Origin of the sequence: Glaciecola sp. 2405UD65-10, from assembly GCF_048820975.1 — a bacterium.
In the GTDB taxonomy this organism is placed as follows: domain Bacteria; phylum Pseudomonadota; class Gammaproteobacteria; order Enterobacterales; family Alteromonadaceae; genus Glaciecola.
This window is the reverse complement of the sequence record NZ_JBMEUF010000002.1, coordinates 439,222-461,934: the sequence shown is the minus strand read 5'-3', so window position 1 is coordinate 461,934 and position 22,713 is coordinate 439,222. Positions and strand designations below refer to the sequence as shown.

The 22,713-nt window shown below is 40.4% G+C and carries 17 protein-coding genes; 10 read left to right on the top strand and 7 right to left on the bottom strand.

Annotation, left to right across the window (positions count from 1 at the left end):
* The first annotated feature begins 366 nt into the window (after nucleotides 1-366).
* Nucleotides 367-951, top strand: coding sequence for a rhomboid family intramembrane serine protease (locus tag ACOI22_RS14180; protein WP_420672773.1), 585 nt, complete (start codon nucleotides 367-369; stop codon nucleotides 949-951).
* 4 nt (nucleotides 952-955) lie between these two features.
* On the opposite strand, the gene ACOI22_RS14175 is transcribed toward ACOI22_RS14180, so the two are convergent.
* From ACOI22_RS14175 to ACOI22_RS14160, 4 genes are all read right to left on the bottom strand, one after another.
* A complete protein-coding gene (locus ACOI22_RS14175) occupies nucleotides 956-1,390 on the bottom strand; it encodes a hypothetical protein (protein WP_420672772.1) in 435 nt (144 codons plus the stop codon).
* A gap of 97 nt (nucleotides 1,391-1,487) precedes the next feature.
* Nucleotides 1,488-2,237 (bottom strand): hypothetical protein, encoded by a 750-nt coding sequence (locus ACOI22_RS14170; protein ID WP_420672771.1) that lies wholly within the window; start codon nucleotides 2,235-2,237, stop codon nucleotides 1,488-1,490.
* 211 nt (nucleotides 2,238-2,448) lie between these two features.
* Nucleotides 2,449-2,976: a CIA30 family protein gene (locus ACOI22_RS14165; RefSeq protein WP_420672770.1), complete on the bottom strand. Its 528-nt coding sequence runs from the start codon at nucleotides 2,974-2,976 to the stop codon at nucleotides 2,449-2,451.
* 118 nt (nucleotides 2,977-3,094) lie between these two features.
* Nucleotides 3,095-3,628 (bottom strand): DUF6942 family protein, encoded by a 534-nt coding sequence (locus ACOI22_RS14160; RefSeq protein WP_420672769.1) that lies wholly within the window; start codon nucleotides 3,626-3,628, stop codon nucleotides 3,095-3,097.
* Between the two features lie 129 nt (nucleotides 3,629-3,757).
* Here ACOI22_RS14160 and ACOI22_RS14155 point away from each other — a divergent pair, with 129 nt between their 5' ends.
* Nucleotides 3,758-4,300, top strand: a complete 543-nt coding sequence (locus ACOI22_RS14155) for a YaeQ family protein (protein WP_420672988.1) — start codon at nucleotides 3,758-3,760, stop codon at nucleotides 4,298-4,300.
* A gap of 52 nt (nucleotides 4,301-4,352) precedes the next feature.
* Here ACOI22_RS14155 and ACOI22_RS14150 read toward each other — a convergent pair whose 3' ends face one another.
* A complete protein-coding gene (locus ACOI22_RS14150) occupies nucleotides 4,353-5,174 on the bottom strand; it encodes a DUF4437 domain-containing protein (protein ID WP_420672768.1) in 822 nt (273 codons plus the stop codon).
* 137 nt (nucleotides 5,175-5,311) lie between these two features.
* On the opposite strand from ACOI22_RS14150, the gene ACOI22_RS14145 reads away from it, so the two are divergent.
* The 3 genes from ACOI22_RS14145 (at nucleotide 5,312) to ACOI22_RS14135 (ending at nucleotide 12,183) form a co-directional block, all read left to right on the top strand.
* Complete coding sequence (locus tag ACOI22_RS14145; RefSeq protein ID WP_420672767.1) at nucleotides 5,312-6,259, top strand: LysR family transcriptional regulator; 948 nt, start codon at nucleotides 5,312-5,314, stop codon at nucleotides 6,257-6,259.
* Between the two features lie 951 nt (nucleotides 6,260-7,210).
* Nucleotides 7,211-10,156 (top strand): TonB-dependent receptor domain-containing protein, encoded by a 2,946-nt coding sequence (locus tag ACOI22_RS14140; protein WP_420672766.1) that lies wholly within the window; start codon nucleotides 7,211-7,213, stop codon nucleotides 10,154-10,156.
* 68 nt (nucleotides 10,157-10,224) lie between these two features.
* Nucleotides 10,225-12,183: an alpha/beta hydrolase family protein gene (locus ACOI22_RS14135; RefSeq protein ID WP_420672765.1), complete on the top strand. Its 1,959-nt coding sequence runs from the start codon at nucleotides 10,225-10,227 to the stop codon at nucleotides 12,181-12,183.
* 103 nt (nucleotides 12,184-12,286) lie between these two features.
* Here the strand turns inward: ACOI22_RS14135 and ACOI22_RS14130 are convergent, their stop codons facing one another.
* Nucleotides 12,287-14,239, bottom strand: coding sequence for a prolyl oligopeptidase family serine peptidase (locus tag ACOI22_RS14130; RefSeq protein WP_420672764.1), 1,953 nt, complete (start codon nucleotides 14,237-14,239; stop codon nucleotides 12,287-12,289).
* 164 nt (nucleotides 14,240-14,403) lie between these two features.
* Here ACOI22_RS14130 and ACOI22_RS14125 point away from each other — a divergent pair, with 164 nt between their 5' ends.
* Nucleotides 14,404-15,192 carry a hypothetical protein gene (locus ACOI22_RS14125; RefSeq protein ID WP_420672763.1) on the top strand — a complete coding sequence of 263 codons (789 nt, stop codon included), beginning with the start codon at nucleotides 14,404-14,406 and terminating at the stop codon, nucleotides 15,190-15,192.
* Between the two features lie 56 nt (nucleotides 15,193-15,248).
* Nucleotides 15,249-16,904 carry a tryptophan halogenase family protein gene (locus ACOI22_RS14120; RefSeq protein ID WP_420672762.1) on the top strand — a complete coding sequence of 552 codons (1,656 nt, stop codon included), beginning with the start codon at nucleotides 15,249-15,251 and terminating at the stop codon, nucleotides 16,902-16,904.
* A 93-nt stretch (nucleotides 16,905-16,997) separates the two neighbouring features.
* Here ACOI22_RS14120 and ACOI22_RS14115 read toward each other — a convergent pair whose 3' ends face one another.
* Nucleotides 16,998-19,982, bottom strand: coding sequence for a TonB-dependent receptor domain-containing protein (locus ACOI22_RS14115; RefSeq protein ID WP_420672761.1), 2,985 nt, complete (start codon nucleotides 19,980-19,982; stop codon nucleotides 16,998-17,000).
* A 533-nt stretch (nucleotides 19,983-20,515) separates the two neighbouring features.
* Between ACOI22_RS14115 and ACOI22_RS14110 the strand changes: the two genes are divergently transcribed.
* From ACOI22_RS14110 to ACOI22_RS14100, 3 genes are all read left to right on the top strand, one after another.
* Nucleotides 20,516-21,016 (top strand): DUF2059 domain-containing protein, encoded by a 501-nt coding sequence (locus ACOI22_RS14110; RefSeq protein ID WP_420672760.1) that lies wholly within the window; start codon nucleotides 20,516-20,518, stop codon nucleotides 21,014-21,016.
* Nucleotides 21,017-21,129: 113 nt separating this feature from the next.
* The gene (locus ACOI22_RS14105; protein ID WP_420672759.1) at nucleotides 21,130-22,335 is read left to right on the top strand and encodes a serine hydrolase domain-containing protein; all 1,206 of its coding nucleotides are present in this window, start codon (nucleotides 21,130-21,132) and stop codon (nucleotides 22,333-22,335) included.
* Between the two features lie 101 nt (nucleotides 22,336-22,436).
* Nucleotides 22,437-22,685, top strand: a complete 249-nt coding sequence (locus tag ACOI22_RS14100) for a hypothetical protein (RefSeq protein ID WP_420672758.1) — start codon at nucleotides 22,437-22,439, stop codon at nucleotides 22,683-22,685.
* The last annotated feature ends 28 nt before the right edge of the window (nucleotides 22,686-22,713 follow it).

Genomic DNA, 22,713 nt, shown 5'->3' with positions numbered 1-22,713 from the left:
TTCCTTTACTTCTTTGGCTGGGGGCTGACAAAACAAAATGTGATTTGTTCAAATTTATTTACACTGCATAGCATGATAGATGCCAAATTACTGACCGCTTGGTCAAATAATGATCAGACCTAGTAAGCGTTTGTTTTTAATAGTTTAATTACAATGGTTTTTACATACTTAAATGTCCCTGCAAAATGTTTTAAGTAAATATCATAGTAATTAACGCACTGTTTTGATGCAAGATAAGTAGTACCGCACTAAAAAGAGGATGGGCCTTAACTATAAGGTTGAGGCCAGTTTGATTTTAAAATTTGACTGAGTATGGCTTGTAAAACCATCGCGAAAAAGCATTCGGTAAACTAATAGGAAAGCAATTTGAAACGTATTTCACGGTACTTGCAGCAACTTAGATACCTTTGGTATTTTTTAGGATTTTTCGCATTAATTGAATTGCTTAATGTGTTTACTGGGCGGGTGTTGAATCAATACAGTATTGTGCCTCGTGATTTATCACATATTGCGTTTATTTTTAGCTCGCCATTTTTACATGGGAGTTTGTCGCACTTTTTTTCCAACATTACGACTTTGGCGGTATTCGCATTATTAGTCTCACAATTTGCCCATAAAGCAGGGCGCAGTGCGAGTAAAAATGCGCTGTCATTTTTCACATTAACCTTGCTGATTATTGGGATATCAGGCCTTTGTGTGTGGCTGTTTGCGCGTCCAGCGCATCATCTTGGCGCAAGTGGGCTGTTGTATGGGTATTTTGGCTACTTAGTGCTAGCCGGCTGGTTGCAAAATCGAATATCGCTTTTTCTTATTTCAATCATGGTGGCTGTATTTTACGGCACAATAGTTTGGGGAATATTACCCAGTAACGCTTACGTTTCGTGGGAATCACATTTGTTTGGGTTTTTATCGGGCTTGAGCCTAGCATGGTTTAAGCGGCAGCATCCCTAGGAAATTAACGAAACAAACGTTTAGTTCCCAATAAATAGAAAATACCATATATACAACACACCACCGAGCTCACCATCCAAAATGTAATGGAGTTATGATGAATAGCAGGGTGATCTGTTATAAAGGGGAGGATTAATCCCGCTAGGCCGCGCAATAGGTATACCGCAGTGATTAATACTAAGCAGGTCTTTAAAAACGGTAGCTTAAAGAGTAAACCTGCGCCTGAAAGTCCATATAGCCCCCATACTATAAGTACCGACGAAATAACGAGCGTCGCAATGGTGGGGTAACTATCACCATTTGCAGCCATTTGCGCCATGTTTTCGCCAGCACCAAAGAAACGGTACCAGTCAGGGCCACCGAATATACAAGCAATATGAAGTAAGGCGGCGAAAAAGCTCAAGCAAGCAGCTATGATCAACAATTTATTTTTTTGCATAATATTCCTTTAGTGCGAAAAATGATGGGCTTATTCTACTTAACAAAGTGCAGCAAATTAACAGCATGCTTTAAGTGGTCAACTACCGATAAGTAAACTACAAAGACCAGCTTATACCAGTGAGTATCCTATTTTTACTGTTTACTGTGTCATACCTTACAAACCAAGCAAACTTTGAATCGCGAATATCACCGCTTAGTTCAGCAGAAAAACCATGGCCGGTTCCTAAGAAGTCTTCGGTTAATTCAGCTCGCAAACCAAAGTTGCTACTTACATAAGAATAATGAGCAAAATACTCAATAGGGTAATCTTGTAGCGTAAACTCGCCGTCTAAACCAATTACCGTTTTTACTTTACTGTTGTCAACGCGCGAGACTAGCTCAGCAAATACAGCGCTTTTATCAAACATAGCATAACGCAATTCGGTTCTTACAAAATTTGCCTTAGTCATTCTTTCGCCACTTATTTCGTAGCTCCAGCTCTCGTTTATATTGGCTGAGTACTCTATTTCAAGGTAATCCAGTTTTTCGGGACTATGCAATGCGTTTGCAGGGTCAAGCGAGCTCAACTGCCCTACCACAATCTCTAGTTTATCGTTGCCCAAACTGCGCACGTGTCTAGCGCCTTTAATCCAGCCATCTTTAGACAAGCCTGAAGATGATACGCGGCCTTTATATGTGGGTATTACGCCTATTTCAGTTTTCCCGTAATCACTTTCGTGACGCAAATATACACGCCTAAGATACACATCATCGGCCTTTCCATCATCAATCGTATTATGGCTTGAACCAAATGAATCACCTGTTACAACAAAACCATTTACACTCCAAGTGCTATTAAATTGCAATTGGGGGTAATAACGTGCCCGATATTGATAGCGTAAGTCTTGAGAAGTCCGGTCATCAGCTCTTAATTGAAGATCGAGTTTATGATTAAAGGTTTGCGAAAATACGGGCTTGCTTGCTAAGAGCGCGACGGAACTTAGTAAGCTTAATACGAAGAGTGGGTGTAGAAATCTGTAAGAAAAACGAACATTGAGCGTGTTTATAAAATATGTCCTAACTAGGATTAATAACTTGAGTGATAGATTGAACCTTTAACTTAAATTCACCCGGGCGTTTATCAGCCAACATAAAGCCTAACTGTACTACGTCTTCAAATGCTAAATTTGGCGCACCACGTACTACCCTTCCTCTATATTGCGGAGTAAAATCTTGCAGAGTAAAGTGTAATATTTGTGGTTCATTTGCGCTAGTTTTAAATTCAGCAACATAGCTGACACCATCCATATTCTTATTTGTACGCAACCTAAACTGGTAGCTTCGACCATCGCCTAAAATAGTTACTTTTAATGCGTTTTCAGGTAGCCATTGTACGGGAGAATAGGCTCTGCGGGTTGACGCGAATCCGCCATTATTCGCTAATGACAAACTGCCGGTAAAAGATAACAAATTATCTTCTAAGCGTATTTTTGCCTCAGACCTGCCGCCCATTACGGTGTCATTAATAATGACCCAATTTGCAAGTTCTTCAGGCTTATCAAAGGAAATACTTAAGTTTGGCTGTGCTCTCACTATCATTCCCATATTTGTTAAACCCAATAGAAAGCAGACAAGCAGTACAGGATAAATTTTTAGAAGATGCATGCCAACGCTTCGCTTAAAATTAATAATACTATTTATAGCTTTAATTAACGCGTTTTGATCATTTCAAAGCATTAATAAGGGCAACTAGGCGCACTATTTTAATGTTTGAAAGTTGGCGGTAATCAAAATAGGGGCAAACTATAATGCGCTTGGCATAGTGAATTGCAAATTCCTCATCTAGCCAGTGCAGCTCAGGCGCACAGTCCAAAGTTTTTGCATAAGTGCGACCCATTATTAAGTGCACAATAGATGCTTTATTAGCCTCAAAGTCAATATTAGGTGAGGGAAAATGGAGGCTTGTGTTGCTGCTTTCTTGCAAGAGCAAGCCATCACGGTAATCTTGCCAACAAGTAAAATTTTGCGAGCCTAATAAGGGTAGGGCGGCAGCATAAACGAGTTTCGCATACACATTGAATACTTTACGCCAGCCATTGCCACAGGCTTGTCCGCAGGCGTAGATATCACCTTTTTGTAAGGCATGAATAAGGTGGTTGTTAACACCAAAATCAAAATTCGGCTTGTTGGCCATATAAACCTTAAAAGCGGCATTTTGGTCACCTAAAGCAAGTATTGGTAATGGGCTAGTGGTCACGCGTGTCCTGTTAGTAAGGCAAGTAAGCTTGCATAGTTAATGCTTTTAGGTTTGGTCATGGGTATGATGCAGGCCTTAAAACGTTTGTACTTGCTTGTTTCATTCTTTGTTCACTGGAGTTTACCCCATATGGCCTTAAAGCCAACCATCTATAAATTTAAAATTGCTTTGTCTGATTTTAATCATGACTATTACGATAGCTTGCAATTAACAGTAGCGCAGCACCCCTCTGAAACTATAGAAAGAATGATGGCGCGCGTGATGGCTTATTGTATTCACTGTGCACAAGATGCTGAGAAGCTGTTGGCATTTACGAAAGGCTTAAGCTCGGTAGATGAGCCTGATATTTGGCTGAAAGGCTTAGATGATCAATTGCATTTATGGCTTGATGTGGGCGAACCTAGTTTTGAGCGAATGAAAAAAGCATGTCGGCTTGCCAAAGAAACCTTAGTTTATACCTTTAACTCAAAGTCAGATGTATGGTGGAAGCAATCTCAAGCGCTACTATCTACATTACCTATTTCAGTATTTCAATTTAACTGGGAAAGTATCCAAGCTTTAAGTACCCGCGTAAGCCGAACTACAGATATAAGCTTAACTATTACTGGCCAATCTATGTATATAGTCATTAACGATGAAGCGCTAGAAATGGACTGGCTTCAATTGCAGTAAAATGTTTATAAACATCGCTAGCAACACTATTTACTGCTCGCGATTTTACGTTTTATTTTACGTGATACTTGCCGTTAGTTCGGATATAAATAATGGCATCGGTGCTACCTGTATTGGCCACTTCATGGCTAAATATACCACTTGATTCAACATAGCTACCGGCACTTAAATTGAGTTTTGTTGGCTGCTCCTCAGAAGTATATTCAAGGGCCCCTGCAATCACGACCGCTCTAAACTCACTTGCCTTAGTGGAAATTTTACCCTCGTACCCAGCTGGTAACTTAAGCATAGAGCCATTCATCTCAGCTGGGCTACCCCAAACAAAAGTGGCTTCAACATGGGGTGCTTGAATATCAACTAAATTGGTATCGTTCAACCAAACAATGTTGTCTTTATGCAAATTAAGCGGGCGCTCACCGTTATCAAACTTTTCTTCTGACGGCTTAACTAAATAAGGGCCAGAATCTATTTCAAGGTAAATAAGATTGGTTTCAGCATTGGCGGCTGTAGTGTGGTCTTCTCCAGCAGGTTGTGTCCAATATGAACCAGGTGGCATCCACATTTTTTCAGCATTAGGATCATCGTTGTGCATTTGTCCTTCAATTACGATCCCCTTGTAGGTAATGTTGTGTATATGCGGCGGTGACTCAAAACCTTTGTTAAACCTAACTAACATGCCAGTGGCAGTATCGGTAGTGCGGTTTCCCCATAAGTCGGCCGCCCCTGGGCTTTTATCTCCACGAAGAGGATTTAAATAACCCCATTTTATATCACTGGCCGCCACTACTTTAGATTTTGCACTTTCAGCAAAAGCGATAGGTGACAATAAGGTGGCCGCTAAAGCCAATGTTGATACTTGTAAAATTCGTGACATGTAAACGTTCCTCTGAATTAGTATACAGCCATATTAAAGCTAAAAATTAATTCGATAAATGGGCAAATCTTTAATACACTTTCCCGAAAACGTGGATAATAGATTAGCTATTTTCCTTAATGGTTAAAGAGTGCATCATGAAAATTGCTGATTTAGAAGTATTATTGAAAGTGGCAGAGCTACATTCAATAACGGCTGCAGCAAACAAGCTCGATATGAGCTCATCTGCTGCGAGTGTCTCGTTAAAACGCATTGAACAAGCCTTAGGTGCCCAGTTGTTTGTTCGAACTACGCGGCAATTACGCCTTACGCCAGAAGGTGAGCGCTATTTACCACTTTGCCAACAAGCTTTAGATCTACTTCAGCAAGGACAAGTGTTAATAAACGAAGAGCAACAGTCTATTAGTGGCGAGGTGCGTATTGCCGTGTCATCTGAAATGGGGCGTAACCTTATGCGGGTTTTACTCAATAAAGTAATGCGCAAATATAGCGAAGTTAGTTTACGCTTGCATGCTAGTGATAGCCGCTCTGACTTTTATCGTGACGGTGTGGATGTTGCGCTACGCGCAATTACTAAAGACGCTGCAAAAAATCTTAATTTGTATGGTTTTAAAATTTGTAATATCCCCCATGTTCTGTGCGCCGCACCTAAGTATATTGAACAGCACGGCCAGCCTGCGAATCCAGGCGATTTATCTAAACACAACGCGCTACTGTACAAGCTGTATGAAGTGGTTAATGATAGCTGGGAGCTTTATAACTCCAAGCAAAAATACAAAATAAAGATGAACAGTGACCGAGCCGTAAATGATGGCGATATTGTAAGGCGATGGTGTATTGATGGTGAGGGCATTGCTAAAAAATCAGCTATAGACGTAGCTCATGATTTACTTTCAAAAAAACTTGTGCGCTTAATGCCGAACTATAAGATTCCCTTAACCGAAATGTGGCTTGTACTCCCAAGCCGCCAACTTATTTCCCCGGCAATTAGGGTCATTCGTGACGAGCTTAAGAAAACCATTGAAGAGCTAAGGCGTGAACTCATTGCACATAAGATTTTAAGTGAAGAGGAGTGGCCAGAATAAGCGGTAATGCAAAAGGTTCAACTTCTTAACATCATTACTTCGCAGGCGGCAATTTCCTTGAGGCCACGTAGCGCTATAATACGGTGCTTTACGAAAATGCCTACACAAACTTGCCATTCCACAGTATTTTAATGGCCTAATATAGCTACAAAACTTGATCGACCTCTATACATAAACAGTGCGCTTTGGCATGGTATTACTTATTGCAATAATGCGGGAAGCGACAAATGAGCCATACCAACAGTTTATGCAAAACATGGTGGTGTTTCACGAGGAGCCCAAAGCTGGTTAATAGACTTGCCCCAATACAAAATGGCGGTCGCCATTAATATCAATTCTAAAACAAAAGAGTTTGTAGATTTTAGTAAGCTTTCAGACAAACTAATTAAGCTGTTTATAAATCACAGAAATATAAACCCTAGTATTACCGAATAAGCCCCAAGCTTGAGCGAACCAAATAAACATAAAAAGTTCACTAAATTTCCGAACATTTTAGTAAATCGGTTTTTTTTTCAGCAATTACACCTGCTTTTTCCACGCATAATATTAATAAATTAGGAACCAAATTAAGCTTAAATTGTAGTGCTTAAATAAGGATTTTTTTTTGCTAAAAGTTAGTTTAATTGCGCCAAATATTCACTGCAAATTGAGCTTTGTCATTAAATTTATTAATAAAATCCTAAAAACGCACATAAACTTTTGAATCGTTACTCTGTAATTGGCGTTTCTGTTTTGGAAACTAAATTGTACGGCATAGCCTGCTTGCAAAATAGCCGCTCAACCCTTCTTAGTTTTTATAGTGTTGCCATATACCTGAAGGTTATATATGCTGTTATGGAGGTTTTATTACCTTCTATTAGTGGTATTTAAAGCATCAATAAAATAATAAAAGCTAAAATATAATAATTAATGTGGTGATACATTCTGTTATGCCACACTAGGGAGAATCAAATGAAGACATCAAAATTAACTCGGGCAGTTATGCTCGCGTTGGCCGTTCCGTCTATGGCGAGCGTGTCGATGATTGCAAACGCACAAGAAGAAACTGCTGAGCCAGCAGCAGAACCAGAACGTATTCAAATTGTAGGTTCACGTATTAGAACGGATAGTTTTGGTAGTGAAAACCCTATTGATATTATTACTGTTGAAGACGCGGAAAACGAAGGTCTAAAAACTCTTGGCGAACTGCTTAGAACTAGCACCGCAGCAGCAGGTTCAAGCCAGCTAATTTCAGCACTAAGTGTTGGTTTTGTAACTGACGGCGGCGTTGGAACAGAAACAGTATCTTTAAGAGGCTTAGGCGCCAACAGAACACTAGTTCTACTTAACGGACGCCGTGCAGGCCCAGCGGGAACACGTGGTGCCGTTTCTGGTTTTGACTTAAACTCATTGCCTTTATCGTCTATTGAACGTATTGAAATCTTAAAAGATGGTGCATCTTCTCTATACGGTTCTGACGCGGTTGCCGGCGTAGTAAACATTATTACGCGTAAAGGTGACTCTAAAACAGTTACTGTAGATATAAGCCAACCATTTGAGTCAGGCGGTGAAGAACAGCGCATTAATGTATCGTACGGTGAAGAATATGCCGATGGGTCATTCCGTGTTACTGCTGACTACAGAAAAACACATGAACTAAAACGTGGTGACAGAAGTCATTTCGATTGTTCAGCTCGACTTTATACCTCTGCAGATGGCTCATCAGCCGATCCAATTGACCCACGTACGGGTGAACCTCACTGTGTAGAACGTGGATATGGCTTATGGTTAAGCAGCGGCGCTGATACAGATAACGTGCAACCGGGCACAAGAGGCGCATTCGATTACGACGGTTTCTTTGCTGAAAACGGCTACACAAGCTTTAATGATTCGGCTGTAGAAGATAGCGACTTTAGAACGCCAGAAGGTTGGTATCCAACATCTTTTGATAAAGAAAGTACTGGTTGGTGGGATCAACAACATCCATTTAGCCAAGAACAAACTATGTCACCGGGCGTTGAAACTTATTCACTTTATGCTACGGGTGATTATAACGTAACTGACACTATTTCAATGTTTGCGGAATTTATTCACAGCTCAAGAAACACTAAAACCCAAAGCTATAGACAGTTCTGGAACGCGGATGTTGGCTTTTATCAATCAACAGATGTTTGGGACGGATTTAGCGGTGATGACACCAATATGGCTGTTGTAGCATTAACAGATCACAGTGGTAACGATGTAACGGTTGACTACACTCGTGCGGTATTAGGCTTTACCGGTAGTATAGGTTTTTGGGATTGGGAATTATCTTATCAAAACAGTTACAACGATGGTGAGTACAAAAATAAAGTTATTCACTATGATGCATGGACTACTGCACAGCAACATTTTGTAGATGGCACTTCTTGTTCTGGTGAAGTTACGGAAGTTTCTGGTAAAACTTGCGTAGATATACCAATTACTGATGCACAGTTTATTTATGGTAACCAAAGCGATGCTGCAAAAGAATACTTATTTGGTGTTGATGTTGGTAGCACCATTTATAAGCAACAAACCTTAGAAGGTTTCATTACGGGTGACCTATATGAACTTCCTGCAGGTGATGTAGGTGCGGCATTTGGTTTCTCTGTTCAAAAAGATTACCTTGACGATACTCCAGGAAATAACTCACTAAATGATAACCTTTGGGGATCAACTGGTGCTGGTATTACCAAGGGTGAGCAAACGTCAAAAGCGGTATATGGTGAGCTTCGTGTTCCATTGTTGCAAGACGTTACTGCTATTCAAGATTTAACCTTGACCACTTCAGGCCGTTGGACTGACGTAGATACCTACGGAAGCGACACTACCTTTAAAGTAGGCCTTAATTGGAAAATTGTTGATGGTTTAAGCATTAGAGCAAACCGTGGTACATCATTCCGTTCACCAGCGTTGTTCGAACTGTTCTTAGGTAGCCAAAGTGGCTTCTTCAACCAGTTTGGCACTGACATTTGTTTGGATTGGGGTGAAGCGCTTGAAAATGGTAGCATTTCACAAGAAACGGCAAACAACTGTGCTGCTGATGGTGTTCCAATTGAATTTGATCAAGGTTCGTCAGGTACTGTTTTCACTAGCGGTGGTATAGACAACGACCTAGTTGCTGAAACCTCAGTAAACGAAAATATTGGTATTGTTTGGACAAGCCCAGAAGATACTTACGCTTTCTCAGTAGATTACTACGACGTAGTAATTAGCGACGAAGTAACAACTCTATCTGGTGCGCAAATAGTATCTGGTTGTTATACCTCTGTAACTTTCGATAGCGAGCCTTTATGTGACTTGTTTACCCGCCGTACCGGTGGTGACAATGACTTTGGTGTTGACGAAATACGCGCCGGTTATGTAAACGTGGCTAGCCAAATAGCTCGTGGTGTTGACTACAACTTTACCTACCAAGATGATTTTGACTTTGGTTCACTTCGCTTGTCACTTGAACATACTATGCAAATTGAGCGTACGTTTAAATTGTTTGAAGACAGTGATGACAATAACTTAGTTGGCGAACTTGGTAATCCTAAGCATGTAGGTAATGTAAGGCTGACTTTCTCTAAGGGCGATTACAGCTTTAACTGGACGGCTAGATACGTAGATTCTACAGAAAACTACGAGTATAGCAGTGACACTAACGAAATCTCTTACTATGGTGAAACCGTTACCTTCAGAGATGAAACTAGCTGGACGACTTACCACACAGCCTCAGCAAATGTTGAGTTTGAAAATGGCTTAGATTTAACTTTCGGTATTGCGAATGTGTTTGATAAAGAGCCACCGCAAATTTCTGGTCGAGTAGCTCGTGAAGTTGGTAACTCAGCTTTATACTCACAGTATGATTTCGCTGGCCGCCGTTTCTTTGCAAATGCGACTTACGCATTTTAATAAGTAGTTAATGTTCAAAACTAAAAGCTCCCTTTATATGGGAGCTTTTTTATCTAAGGAAAAAAGCTATGTATAAATATTTTGTGTTAGTAAGTATTTTGCTGACGAGCTTAGCGACTCATGGCGCTACCGCAAATAAAGCTGTACTAGAGTCCTATGCGAAGCCTTCTCAATTTACTGATGTAAAAATATCTCCTACGGGCGAGTATTTGGCGTCAACGTCAAGAAATGAAGAAGGAACAGTTAGCCTTACCGTTCTTGATTTACGTAAAAATAAAATTTTATCGGTTACACGAGGAAAGGGTAAAGAGTCAGTTAGTACATTTAACTGGCTTAATGATGACCGTTTGTTGCTATCTATGGCACGCGAAGTTGGTTCGCGCGAGCAGCCTGTATCTACTGGTGAGCTAATTGCTATGGATGCCGATGGTTCTAATAAAAGTATTCTTACAGGAAGACGTTCAAAAACTAAAGACTACCGATTTTCTTCAATAGTGGATATTTTACCCGACGAACCAAACCAAGTGTTAATTTTCAGCCTTGACCTTACGGCGTCAGAGCCATTCTTAGATCTTTATAAAATGAAGATAAGTAATGGCCGTAAAAAGGCTATGGGTAGAATACCTGTTAGAGGGTATGACGGGAATTTACCTACCGTAGTGACCAATTCAAAAGGTGAGGCACTTGTAGCGCAAGGTATTGACCCAAGAGGAGATCGAAACAAAGTTGTTTTACTGGCTCGACAAGATGTGAACTCTGAATGGGAAACCTTACTGGAGCGTGAAACATACGTAGGTAACTTCAACCCCATTAGTTTTTTAGATGATGATGAAACACTTATTGGCTTAAGTAATTTTGAAACTGATACCTTAGCAATCGCTACCTTTAACATTAAAACAAAAAAACACGAAGTATTGTTAAGTCATCCCAAGTCAGATCTTTTACCTATTATGAGTGTTGCCGGTGGCACAATGGATGAAATAGTCGGCGGTGTATATGAGCACACTGATACAGGTATTTTATTTTTAGATGAGGTAAAAAATCCAAAAAACCAAGAGTTGATTGCAAGACTTAGCAGTACATTCAAGAATCAATCTGTATTTATTACTTCAGCAACTAAAGATAATAGCCAGATTATTCTTAGCACCTTTTCTGCCAATCACCCGCCCATGTTCTATTCTTATAATAGTAAACAAGGGAAACTTTCGGTACTTACACCAGGCCGCCCATGGTTGAAGAAAAATGCCATACCAACTACGCAAATTGTAAGCTACAAAAGCCGTGATGGCATGACTATTACTGGTTTGTTAACCCTACCTAAAGATAGGGAGGCTAAAGATTTACCTTTTGTATTAATGCCCCATGGTGGTCCACACGGACCTTACGACACCATATATGACCTAAGTCCAGATGCTAAAGTCTTGGCTAGCCATGGTTATGCTGTGCTCCAACCTAATTTTAGAGGGTCTGGCGGTTATGGGTTAAATTTCGAAACTGCCGGCTTTAGAAAGTGGGGCAACGAGATGATAAATGACATGACAGACGGCACCCAGTTTTTAGTTGAGCAAGGCATTGTTGATGAAGATAAAATGTGCGTGTATGGAGCTTCATACGGTGGATACGCTGCTATCCAAAGCGTAATTAGAGAGCCTGATTTATACAAATGTGCAATAGGCTTTGTAGGCGTTTATAGCTTAAATTTAATGCGTGAAATGGGCGATATTCCAGAGTCAGCATTTGGTGTGAATTATCTAAAACATGTTCTACCTGAAGGCGAGACAGAAGACGAACAAGATCCAATCAAAAATGTTGATAAGATAAAAGTTCCTATTTTTATCATTCAAGGTGAAGAAGATGTGCGAGTGCCAAAAGAGCACGCATTTGCTTTAAGAGATGCGCTTAAAGAAAGAAACCACCCTTATGAATGGATGATGAAAAAGGGTGAAGCTCATGGTTTTTACAATCCAGATAACAACATCGAACGATGGCAGGAAATGTTAGCTTTCTTAGAAAAGCACACTAATTAACAATTTTAGGCTTAAGTTTGGTAAGTTTATAAAAGGTCCTGGCTAGTTCAGGACCTTTTTTTATTGTGCAGAGAATTATTTCAGCATAAGAAGAATCTTTTTACTACTTCTGACTAGATTCACCAATGTGTTTATCAAAAAACGCAAGCATCTTGTTATACAGCTCTAAATTATGCTCGGGTTTATAAAATCCATGGCCTTCTTTGTCTTTTACAAGCCATTCATATGGCTTATTAATAGCATCAAATTGTTGCGCCAAAAATTCTGCCTGCTCAATAGGAACGCGTTGATCTTTTGCGCCATGCACTAACATAATCGCTGCTTTTATTTTATCAACATTGTATGCTGGTGACCTGGCTTTCAGCGCTTCCATATCTTCACCAAGTGCTTGCTTTAGATAGTTTTTACCAAACTTGGAGCCTGGAATGTCGCCTTCTTCAAACATCATTGGTAAGCTGTAAACACCTACATAACCAATTGCACATTTGTATAAATCAGGTTCTTTAGTTACGCCCATTAGCGATGCATACCCACCGTAAGAAGCACCATAAATACATAAGCGTTCTTTGTCAGCTATACCTTCTTCTACTGCCCACAAAGTAGCATCGGTAAGGTCGTCTTGCATTTCTGCACCCCACTTTCCATAGCCAGAAAATTCAAATTCTCGCCCGTATCCACCTGAGCCTCTAAAGTTAAGCTGTAACACAGCGTAGCCTCTACTGGCCAATACTTGTGCGTCAGGTGTAAATGTCCAGTAGTCTCTAGGGCCATGAGGGCCACCATGGGGATGCACAATAAGGGGTAAATCTTTAGCTTCTTTTCCTTGTGGCAGTGTTAAATAACCGTGTAGTTCAACACCATCGCGTGCTTTTAAGCTGAACGGTTTAACTTCTGCCATTTGTTGAGGATCAATCCACCCACGGCTACTCACCAAATAGCGAAGTTCATTGTTAGTTGTGTCGAATAAGTAGTAGTCAGGCGAATGTTGAGCCGAACTTACCGACACAATCATTTGTTTCTCTTCTTTCGTTGTACTAGTTATATTCAGTGTTTCCTTTGGAAATAACTTTTGTAACTGTTCAAGTATGTTGTTTAATGGATGGTCAGTAACCGCTACGTTTATATTGTAGTCAGGCGATACAAAAGCCGAAACAAGTTCAGAATCTTCGGTAAGTAGAATGCCATTTATATCAACTAATGGATTACGATAAATCAGTTCTTGCTTGCCTGTTTTAGGATCAAGCTTAACTAAGCCTCTAGTAGAACTTTCAATATTGCTGTAAGCGTATACATATTTGTTGTCACTTGAGAATGCAACAGGAGAAAGCACGCCTTCTCGAGCGCTTGATGTGGCAGATAATTTCCAATCTCCTTGGTTCGAATCGCGATAAAACATTTTTATGACGTTGTTTTCATCGGGGTCAACTGCAACTGCAAAACGAACTTGTGCATTATGATCTGACAACACTTGTGCTCCGCGAATAGGAGCAGTTGCGATTTTGTATTTTCTTCCTGAATAGATATCTAGTTCGAAGACCTCAGTGAACGATGAGGTTTTACGACCGGAATTACCCGATGAAGAAACAAGAATACGTTTTGGATCATCAGGTAATAGGTGTAATATTCCCATCAATTTAACATCGGGGTTATAGAGGAGCCCTCCCTTCTTTGCGATGCCCCATAAACTTTTTTTTCGCTTACCATCTGCATTCATTGCGTAATATTCGTCAGTCAAAAATGGTGCATCAAAGCTACCTAGTTTTCTACCTATTCGAATACCTATTCGTTCGTCGTTTAGCCACGTTAGGGTGGAAGGTAATTGATTGCGAACAAAATCAATTTGAGCGGTAATTTTTAGCTCATTGACGTCAAAAACGGCTACGCTAGAACTACCATCATCTTTAAGCATTGATGCCGCAACAAATTGCCCTGTGGGTGAAATGATTAACTGGTTAAATTGGGCTTTTTTTACAAATAGCTCTAGGGGAAGCGGGCTTTGTTGCGCTTCTGCTGCAAATCCTAGCAATAGAAGCAATACTAAAATGATAGACTTCATCGGGTTTCCTTTTAAACGATGTATTTAACTTAAATATTTTCTAGCAATAAAGGTTAACGGCTAATGCTTCAGTTGTAAATATACTTACTGCGCGTTTATGGTGTTGCTATAAATGATTTATGATAAAGTCATATTTATTTATAATAATTATAAAGTCATTGCCAATGCCGCAAATATCACTAAAATCCGACAACCTTAATGAACTCGGCGCAAATTTTAAACATCAAGCTCTGCAGCAGCCGGTGTTTTTAAATTCAGTTCCCAAATGCGGGACGCATTTGATTCGCAATATTTGCCGTATGTTCGTATCAGTAGAGCAACAATATTCTAAAGCGTTTATTCAAATACCTATTTTGCGTCAACACACAGAGGCCTTTGATGCACGTTCACCATTTTTAAGTTGGGGGCATTTGTTATTCTCTGATGACTCTGCCATTGCGACTCGTAGTGCTAAGCAAATCGTGATTGTTCGAGATCCTTTTACATGGGTATTAGCACGCGCACGTTTTTTCTTGTCAGATACTTTCCATGGTTCTTTAGACCATTTGAAAGATGCCAATGTAAACTTAGAACAAGTTTTAAACATGATGATCTTTGGCATTCATAATAAAGCGCCAACGCTACAGGAAATCTATACTCACAATGCGGTAGCTTGGCTAGGTACAGGTGTTACACTTTTAAGGTACGAAGATATTTTACGCCATTTACAAAATATCGATACGCCCGAAGCTGAAACGTTTTTTGCGAACCTACTGCGTATACTTGGGTACCAGACCTTACCTAATGATTGGAAAGAACGCGTTAAGATTGGCGCCGATCGGAAACAAAGTGGCACGGCAAGAGAGAACTTAGTGGGCAATATTACTGAAATACCGAATGTTTTGCCTGAAAAGCAAAAGCAGCTGGTTGAATATGCAGCGCCTGGTTTACGCAACTTATTGGGCTATTATTAATACTCAAATAGCATATTTTGAGACTTGAGTAACATTTGTTGTAACGGTGAGAGTGAATGAAAAAACGCAATTTAGTGATTGTTGGTGGCGGGTCTGCAGGATGGATGACAGCGTCATACCTTAATGGCGCACTGAACAACAAGGGGGAAACCCCACGCGTAAATATCACATTAGTTGAATCTCCTAATATCCCTAGGATTTCTGTGGGTGAAGCAACTATTCCATCTATGCGTCATTTGTTAGCCGTAGTGGGTGTTGATGAACTCGATTTTATGCGAGCAACGCAAGCAAGCTTTAAACAATCTATTAAGTATGTAAATTGGGTGAACAATGATCATAGTTTTTATCATCATCCATTTTCACGTTTAACGCCTCAGCCCTTAGATAATAGTGCAGAGAAATGGTTACAGAGCGATCAAAAAATTCCCTTTATGGAAACTTGTTCAATTCAGCCGCTAGTGTGTGAAATGGGATTAGCTCCTAAAGCGCTGGGGCAAACAGGGAAAAAAGCGCCGCTGCAATATGCCTACCATATGAACGCGCAAAAATTCGCAGACTACTTAACAGATTTTTCAACGAAGCGTGGGGTAAAGCATATTTTTGCAAACCTTGAAAGCGTTGAAATGAAAGATAGCACTACTATTAAGAGTGTCTTGTTAGATAATGGTGACACGCTTGAAGCTGATTTATTTGTAGATTGCACCGGTGCGAAGGCTTTACTGATTGAAAAGCAATTAGACGTAGGCTTTGAGGATTGTTCGCAATGGCTTTTGTGTGATCGCGCCGTTACCATGCATGTTCCTTATGATACACATTATCCAGGCATGGTCAGGCCCTATACTACCGCTACCGCGCTTTCCAACGGCTGGGTTTGGGATATTCCCATGAGAGATAGGCGTTCTGTGGGGTATGTTCACAGCAGTCAATTTATAAGCGAAGAAGACGCGAAAAAAGAGCTAATAAAGTATCAGGGCGAAAACTGCGAAGACTTAGATATAAGAACTGTGAACTTTAAAGTAGGCCGCAGAGAGCAAGCGTGGAAAGGTAACTGTGTGGCAATTGGCTTGTCAGCAGGATTTGTTGAGCCACTTGAATCAACCGGTTTGTATCTATCTGACTTAGGTGTAGTTGCACTAGCCGAACACTTTCCTTTTGACGACGCTCATAATGAAGTGCTTTCCACGCGCTACAATAGAATCCTGTCTAATCGTTATTATGAAATTCTTGATTTCATTAATATGCACTATTGCTTGTCAAAAAGAGACGACACGGCGTTTTGGAAAGAGGTGCAAAAACCTGAGCATATCAACCCGCGTTTAAAAGCTAAATTAGCTTACTGGACAATTAAACCGCCTACGCATTCTGACTTTGAAGATGGTTGTTTTGAATTAATCCAAAACGAGGTAAAAAGTACTGAGCATCAAGGACTTGATATTAGGCAGCCTGTGGATACGGGGCAGCTTTGGAATCATCAAAGTTACCAATGTATATTGTTCGGCATGGGATTTTGGCAGCAAGAGGCTAAAGAACGCTTCGGTGAAAATCGTCCTAAGCTTAATATTCACAATGCAATTATTGAGGGTATATACGGTGCCAAATCGAATCTACCGCCTCATGTAAAATGGTTACAGGCTCATTTAGGCATGAAAACGTACTCACCAGCCTATGTTCCACATGGTTGGAGACTAGAAAAACAGCCAGCAAGGGGTTAATTGATTTTCTTAACAATACGGTGATTTTAGTATTGAGAATATAAAAAAAGGGCAATTAAACAATTGCCCTTTTTACATTTCATAACTTAATAATTAAAAGCTATACGACACATTTAAGAATAGTCTACGGCCATATGAATCATACTGGCTATAAAATGAAGAATTACCTACCGAGTTAACTTCACCTAAGTTTAGTGTTGTAACACGTGGTGGCGCTTCGTCAAATACATTGGCAATCCCTGCTGTTAATTGTACGCCTTCATCTTCAAAGTCATATCCAACCGACATGTTGTGGTACATAACGCTATCGCTACGTAGAACAACGTCTACCGTTTGCCCTCTGTAGGTTGCGGTATTCACGCCAATGCGGTCAAAATAGCTTTGTTCGTTTGAAACAGAGCCTACGTAATTAACATTCCAATTGAATAGCCAATTGTCAAAGCCATAACCAAAGGTGTAGTTAGCCACATGCTTCGGATCACCAAACTCACCATTTGTATCAATAACGTTATCTTCAAATAATGCTTGTTTGGATTCTATTTGGAATGTGTGCTGAGTATAGAAAGTGAAAGTACCTGGGCCAACATCAGCACTATAACTTAACTCAACGTCGTAACCTTTGTTGATTTGTGAGGCAATATTAATAAAGCTATCTCTCACTTCCGTAATACGCTGATCACCTGGGTCACGGTCAAACTGGTCACACAATGGGTCAGAACCAAAGAACTCAGATGCGTAGCATAAACTTACTATGTTCGCAGCACCTAACTGGTCAACTTCGCCTTTTATTTCAATATCAAACCAGTCTACTGAGAAGTTTAAATCAGCCCAATTGGCGGTGTATATGAAACCTAATGTTCTAGATACCGAGGTTTCTGCTTCAAGTACGCCAGCTCCACCACCAGTAAATATAGTGGCAGAAATTGCTCCACCTGCATAATCAGATGCTATACCATCAGCTGCACAGTTATCAGCCGTTGTTTGTGTAATTGCATTGCTATCGAGGTTAGTTCCCCAATTAATACATGGGTCAACTGAACGTTGTCCAGAGAAGCTACTTTGGTTAGCAAGATATAATTCAAACAAGGCAGGTGAGCGGAATGAAGTCCCTCGAATGGCTCTTAAGCGGAATTCGTCAGTAATTGCCCAATTTAGGCCTACTTTGAATGTGGTGTCATCGCCAAAAGAATCTACGTCGGTGTAACGTGCTGACAAGTCTAAATCTAGGCTGTGAACTAAAAACTCACCTTCTAAAATAGGTACTTGTAACTCAGCAAATACGGCTGTGGTGTTGTCTTTACCTTTTGTAATGCCGGCTGCTGATGAGCCCCAAACATTTGATAACAATGTTTGTTCCCCAGGAGTGTCAACAATTTCATCAGTTTGGTATGACGCACCTATTACCGCATTAACCGTACCAGCAGGTAACTCATACAAAGCGCCTGAGGCAAAAGCTTCGAACGTAGTTTGCTTATAAACCGTATTGCCATAATCACGCCCAAATAAGAAGTTTCTTACTTCGTCTGATACAACACCATTTAACAAATCAGGAGACAACCACGGTACGTCAACACAATCAACGTTGCGTACAGAAGTTTGTGTACCTACGCACGAGCCACTTGCAAAGTTTTGGTCTGTGATAGAGTCATCATAAATAATATCGTTGTAATAATCACCGTCATTACGAGATCTTTGCACAGAGGCATCAAAATACCAATCAGCATTTATATCACCCGTTACACCTAACACGAAGCGGCTGTAGTCAACAGTTTGGCCAGAATCTGAATGATCAGTTATTGCTGTTGGGCTTAACCATTGCGAACCTGTCCAGCCTTCTGATAGTGAATCTGTAGCGAAAAAATCTTCGTTATATTTATAACTCCAATATTGTCTATAGCCATTCGCTTGTGACTTTCTGCGGTTAAGCAAAGCCTCGGCATATACGTCTATGTTATCAGTTAGTGCGTAATCAGCTTGCGCAAAAACTGAAATAGTTTCAATTTCTGGTACAAGGGACTCTTGATCTTGGAATGGATGGTCAGCATTAGTTACGCTGTCAGATAAAGGGTCGTAGTTCACTAAATACCAACCGTCAGGCATACTAATTTGACCTGGCTGCCCAGTTTCCAAAGCAGGTAAGTAGTTGCCTAAGTCGCCGTCATAATCATATTGTGCTTTGGCGCCAGCGGGTACGTTGTCGGTATCGCCATCTTGGTAATCATATAACCAAACATGTCCCCAAAGTAAGTCATTACACCAAGCTTTACCTGTTCTTGGGTCTATAATATCTGCGCGCTCGCCAGAATCTGGGTCGAAGGTATATTGCTCACCACAATTGTAAAAATCACGGTCGCCCTTAGCGAGTTCAGTTTGTTTAGAGTAGTCGGCTGTAATTCTAAAAGAGCCGTTATCAAATGTTTGTCCGTATGTTCCACTTACGCGAAATGATTCGCCGCCTGAATCTTGAGGCTGTGACATAAACGCTTCAATTTCACCGCCATCGCCTTTCTTAGTAATAATGTTTATTACGCCGGCAACCGCATCAGAACCGTAAACAGATGACGCACCGTCTTTAAGAATTTCAACACGCTCAACCATAGATAAAGGTAGTGTGTTAAAATCAAACGCCGACACTCCACCACGAGTACCAGCTGGGCCAGCTCTACGACCATTTAAAAGAACGAGCGTTCGGTTTGCCCCAAGACCACGAAGACCTATGGTTTGTACACCTTCACCGCCATTTTCAACAAACGCGGTAGAGGTAGCTGCCGTTACCTGGCTTGAGCCAGCAGCAATAGTTGAGTTTCTTAACAAGCCACCTAGATCACTTATACCCTGTTTTATTGCCGTATCAGCCATAATAATATCAACAGGGCGCGCCTCATCAAATCCGCCTTGGCGAATACGTGAACCAACTACAGTTATTTTTTCAAGTGTATTTTGAACTTCCGTTTGAGCTTCCGCTTCGCTCGAGTCAGTTTCTTGAGCGTTAATACCAACGGCCGTTGAGCTCGCTAGAGCGAAAGCCATAGCTTGCGCAAGTTTCTTTCTTTTGAACCAATTTTGATTACATTTCATTATACTTCCCCGAATGTATTTGCCCGTTAATCAAGCTATTTAAAAGGTTTACATTAATTATTTTTTATTTGAGATATAAATATTGTTAAAAGGTTTATAACCTTAAACACAGCAAACTCGCTGTTCGCTGCGGGTTTATACCCCAACCTACACTCCTATATTTGCATATTATTAAAAATTAATAAATATTTTGTATTTGACAATTTTTAAGCAGGGAATGGTACGTTTATAGCTGTATGCTATTGGCACAAGCTGCATTTAGAGTTAAGCGTTTATTAAACAAAGGCTTGAAATAAATATGAGTATATTTTGCAGAACTTACAGATGGCTGGTTAAACAAACTAGACTAATCCTCGAAAACTAATTTATTACGCTAAACTGGAAGATAATAGTCAGTTCTGCTACTTTTGCGGTAAGCGCAATCAACAAGATTTACATATACCGAGGCGATACCTTAAGTTAGGTGGCTCATTACTTCGATATAAATATTTGAAAATTCACATTCATCTACATTAAACAAAGGATTATTTATCATGAAGATTAAAACACTAGCAGCGTTAATATTATTAAGCGTATCTATTAGCAGTAATGCTCAGTCAGACTCAAAACAAGCGAAGTTAAACGAACTAGTTAATGTAATGAACATGGATTCAATGGTAGAAACTATGTATGTGCAAATGGAAGCGATGATGAAAAACATGTCTACCCAATTGGGTGTACAACCGTCTGAGCAAGCTATATTTGATAAATATTACCAGCGTATGAGCGAAGTAATGAAAGAAGATATGAGCTGGGAAAAAATGGAACCAGGCATAGTTGATATTTATACACGTAATTTTTCTGAAGCAGAAATTGACGACATGCTAACGTTTTATAAATCAGAAACGGGTAAATCACTGTTACAAAAAATGCCAAGCGTTATGCAAGAATCTATGCAGATGTCGCAATCTTTGATGCAAACAACTGTGCCAAAAATGCAACAAATTGCACAAGAACTTCGCCAAGCCTTAGAAGAGTCTCGTAAAACGCAGTAGTGTTAGCGCACTAGCTACTATTACATCAGGTGCTCAATTACGCTACATAACAATGAAGTCGCTACTGCGAATTACCAAAGCGCGATTGCAACAATAACTAGAAGATGGAATTTATGAAAACAGCAGCCAAGTTCGTAGGGGGTATTACTGCCGGTGTAGTCTTTGTTGCCGGGATATTTTGGTGGGCTATTGGCCCTGATTTTCGAGCGCTGTTGCTTGATCCGCCGTCTGACACACGTATTTTGTTTTGGAGCCAAGGCCAGCGTAATGCGGCGTTTAAAATGCTCGATAAACTGCCCTTTTTAGTTGAGTCGCGAAATATTACTCCTAGCAACAAGCCTAAAGCCTTACCAACTACTTCACCTATTATATTAGATGAAAACATGGATGATTTTTTTAGTGAGCAAAACTTGGCTGGCGCACTTATTCTGCATAAAGGAAAAATTGCTTATGAAAGATATGCCTTGGGGCATTCACCAAATAAGCGGTGGACTAGCTTTTCAGTGGCTAAGTCGTTTACCTCAAGCTTAGTCGGCATTGCTTTGAAAGAAGGGCATATACAAAGTTTAGATGACAAGGTATCTACATATATTGATGGTTTGCAGGGGTCAGCGTATGACGCAGTAAGTATTGAACAGTTGCTAACCATGACATCAGGCGTTGATTGGAATGAAAGCTATACCGATCCGAATTCAGATGTGTCGTTGTTTAACTTGCATCAAGCCGAAGAGGGCCTGCCTACTATTGTAAGTTATATGCGAACCTTAAAAAGGGCGCATCCGCCTGGCGAAAAGTGGCATTATTCAACGGGTGAAACTAACTTAATTGGCATTTTGGTAGAGCAGGCAACGGGTCAAAATTTAACGAATTATTTGAGCGAAAAAATATGGCAACCATATGGCATGGAAAATAAAGCGACTTGGTTGCTAGGGGCTGATGGAAAGGAAATTTCAGGTTGCTGTATACAAGCCAGTTTGCGTGATTTTGCACGCTATGGCTTATTCATGCTAGAGGAAGGCCTTTTGAATGGCAAAGGAATATTACCAGAGGGATGGGTAACGAAGGCAACTAGCAAACAAGCCGATTTTGATTCACCGGGCAGAGGCTATGGTTATCAGTGGTGGACTTTTGATGATGGAAGCTACACAGCGCGAGGCATTTTTGGGCAAACTATATTTATTGACCCTAAGCGCGACCTAGTGATAGCCTTTAATGGCAATTGGCCTAGCGCCACGAATGCAAAGCTAAACAGAAAACGTTTTGCGTTTATTGACAAGGTTAGAGAGGCGATAGCGCCCCTGCAAGCACAAGCAATGTAAAATCTGTACTCTTTTACAGCTTATATATTAGTTACATTTAGTTATTATGGATATGTCCTCGCAATTCGTTAGGACTTAGATTTAAAATTCAAGGATTAGAAATGAAACAATTATTAAACAAAGATTTACAAGCAATTTCAGGCGCAAGAGACCGATCTTTTAGAAGCCCTCAATTCAGTCAGTCTAGCGGATGGTCTAGCGGTGCATGTAACAACTTAAGTAATTTTAACGACGCTGTGGGAACAATATCGTTCGCAAGTGGTATGGTTCCTGGAGGCCAAGCGATTTCTTTAGCGACAGGGGCTGCAGGTATGGCAGGCATGGCTCTTAGTAAACAATTTTGTAGTTAATCATTATGAAGCTAAAACTAACACGAAC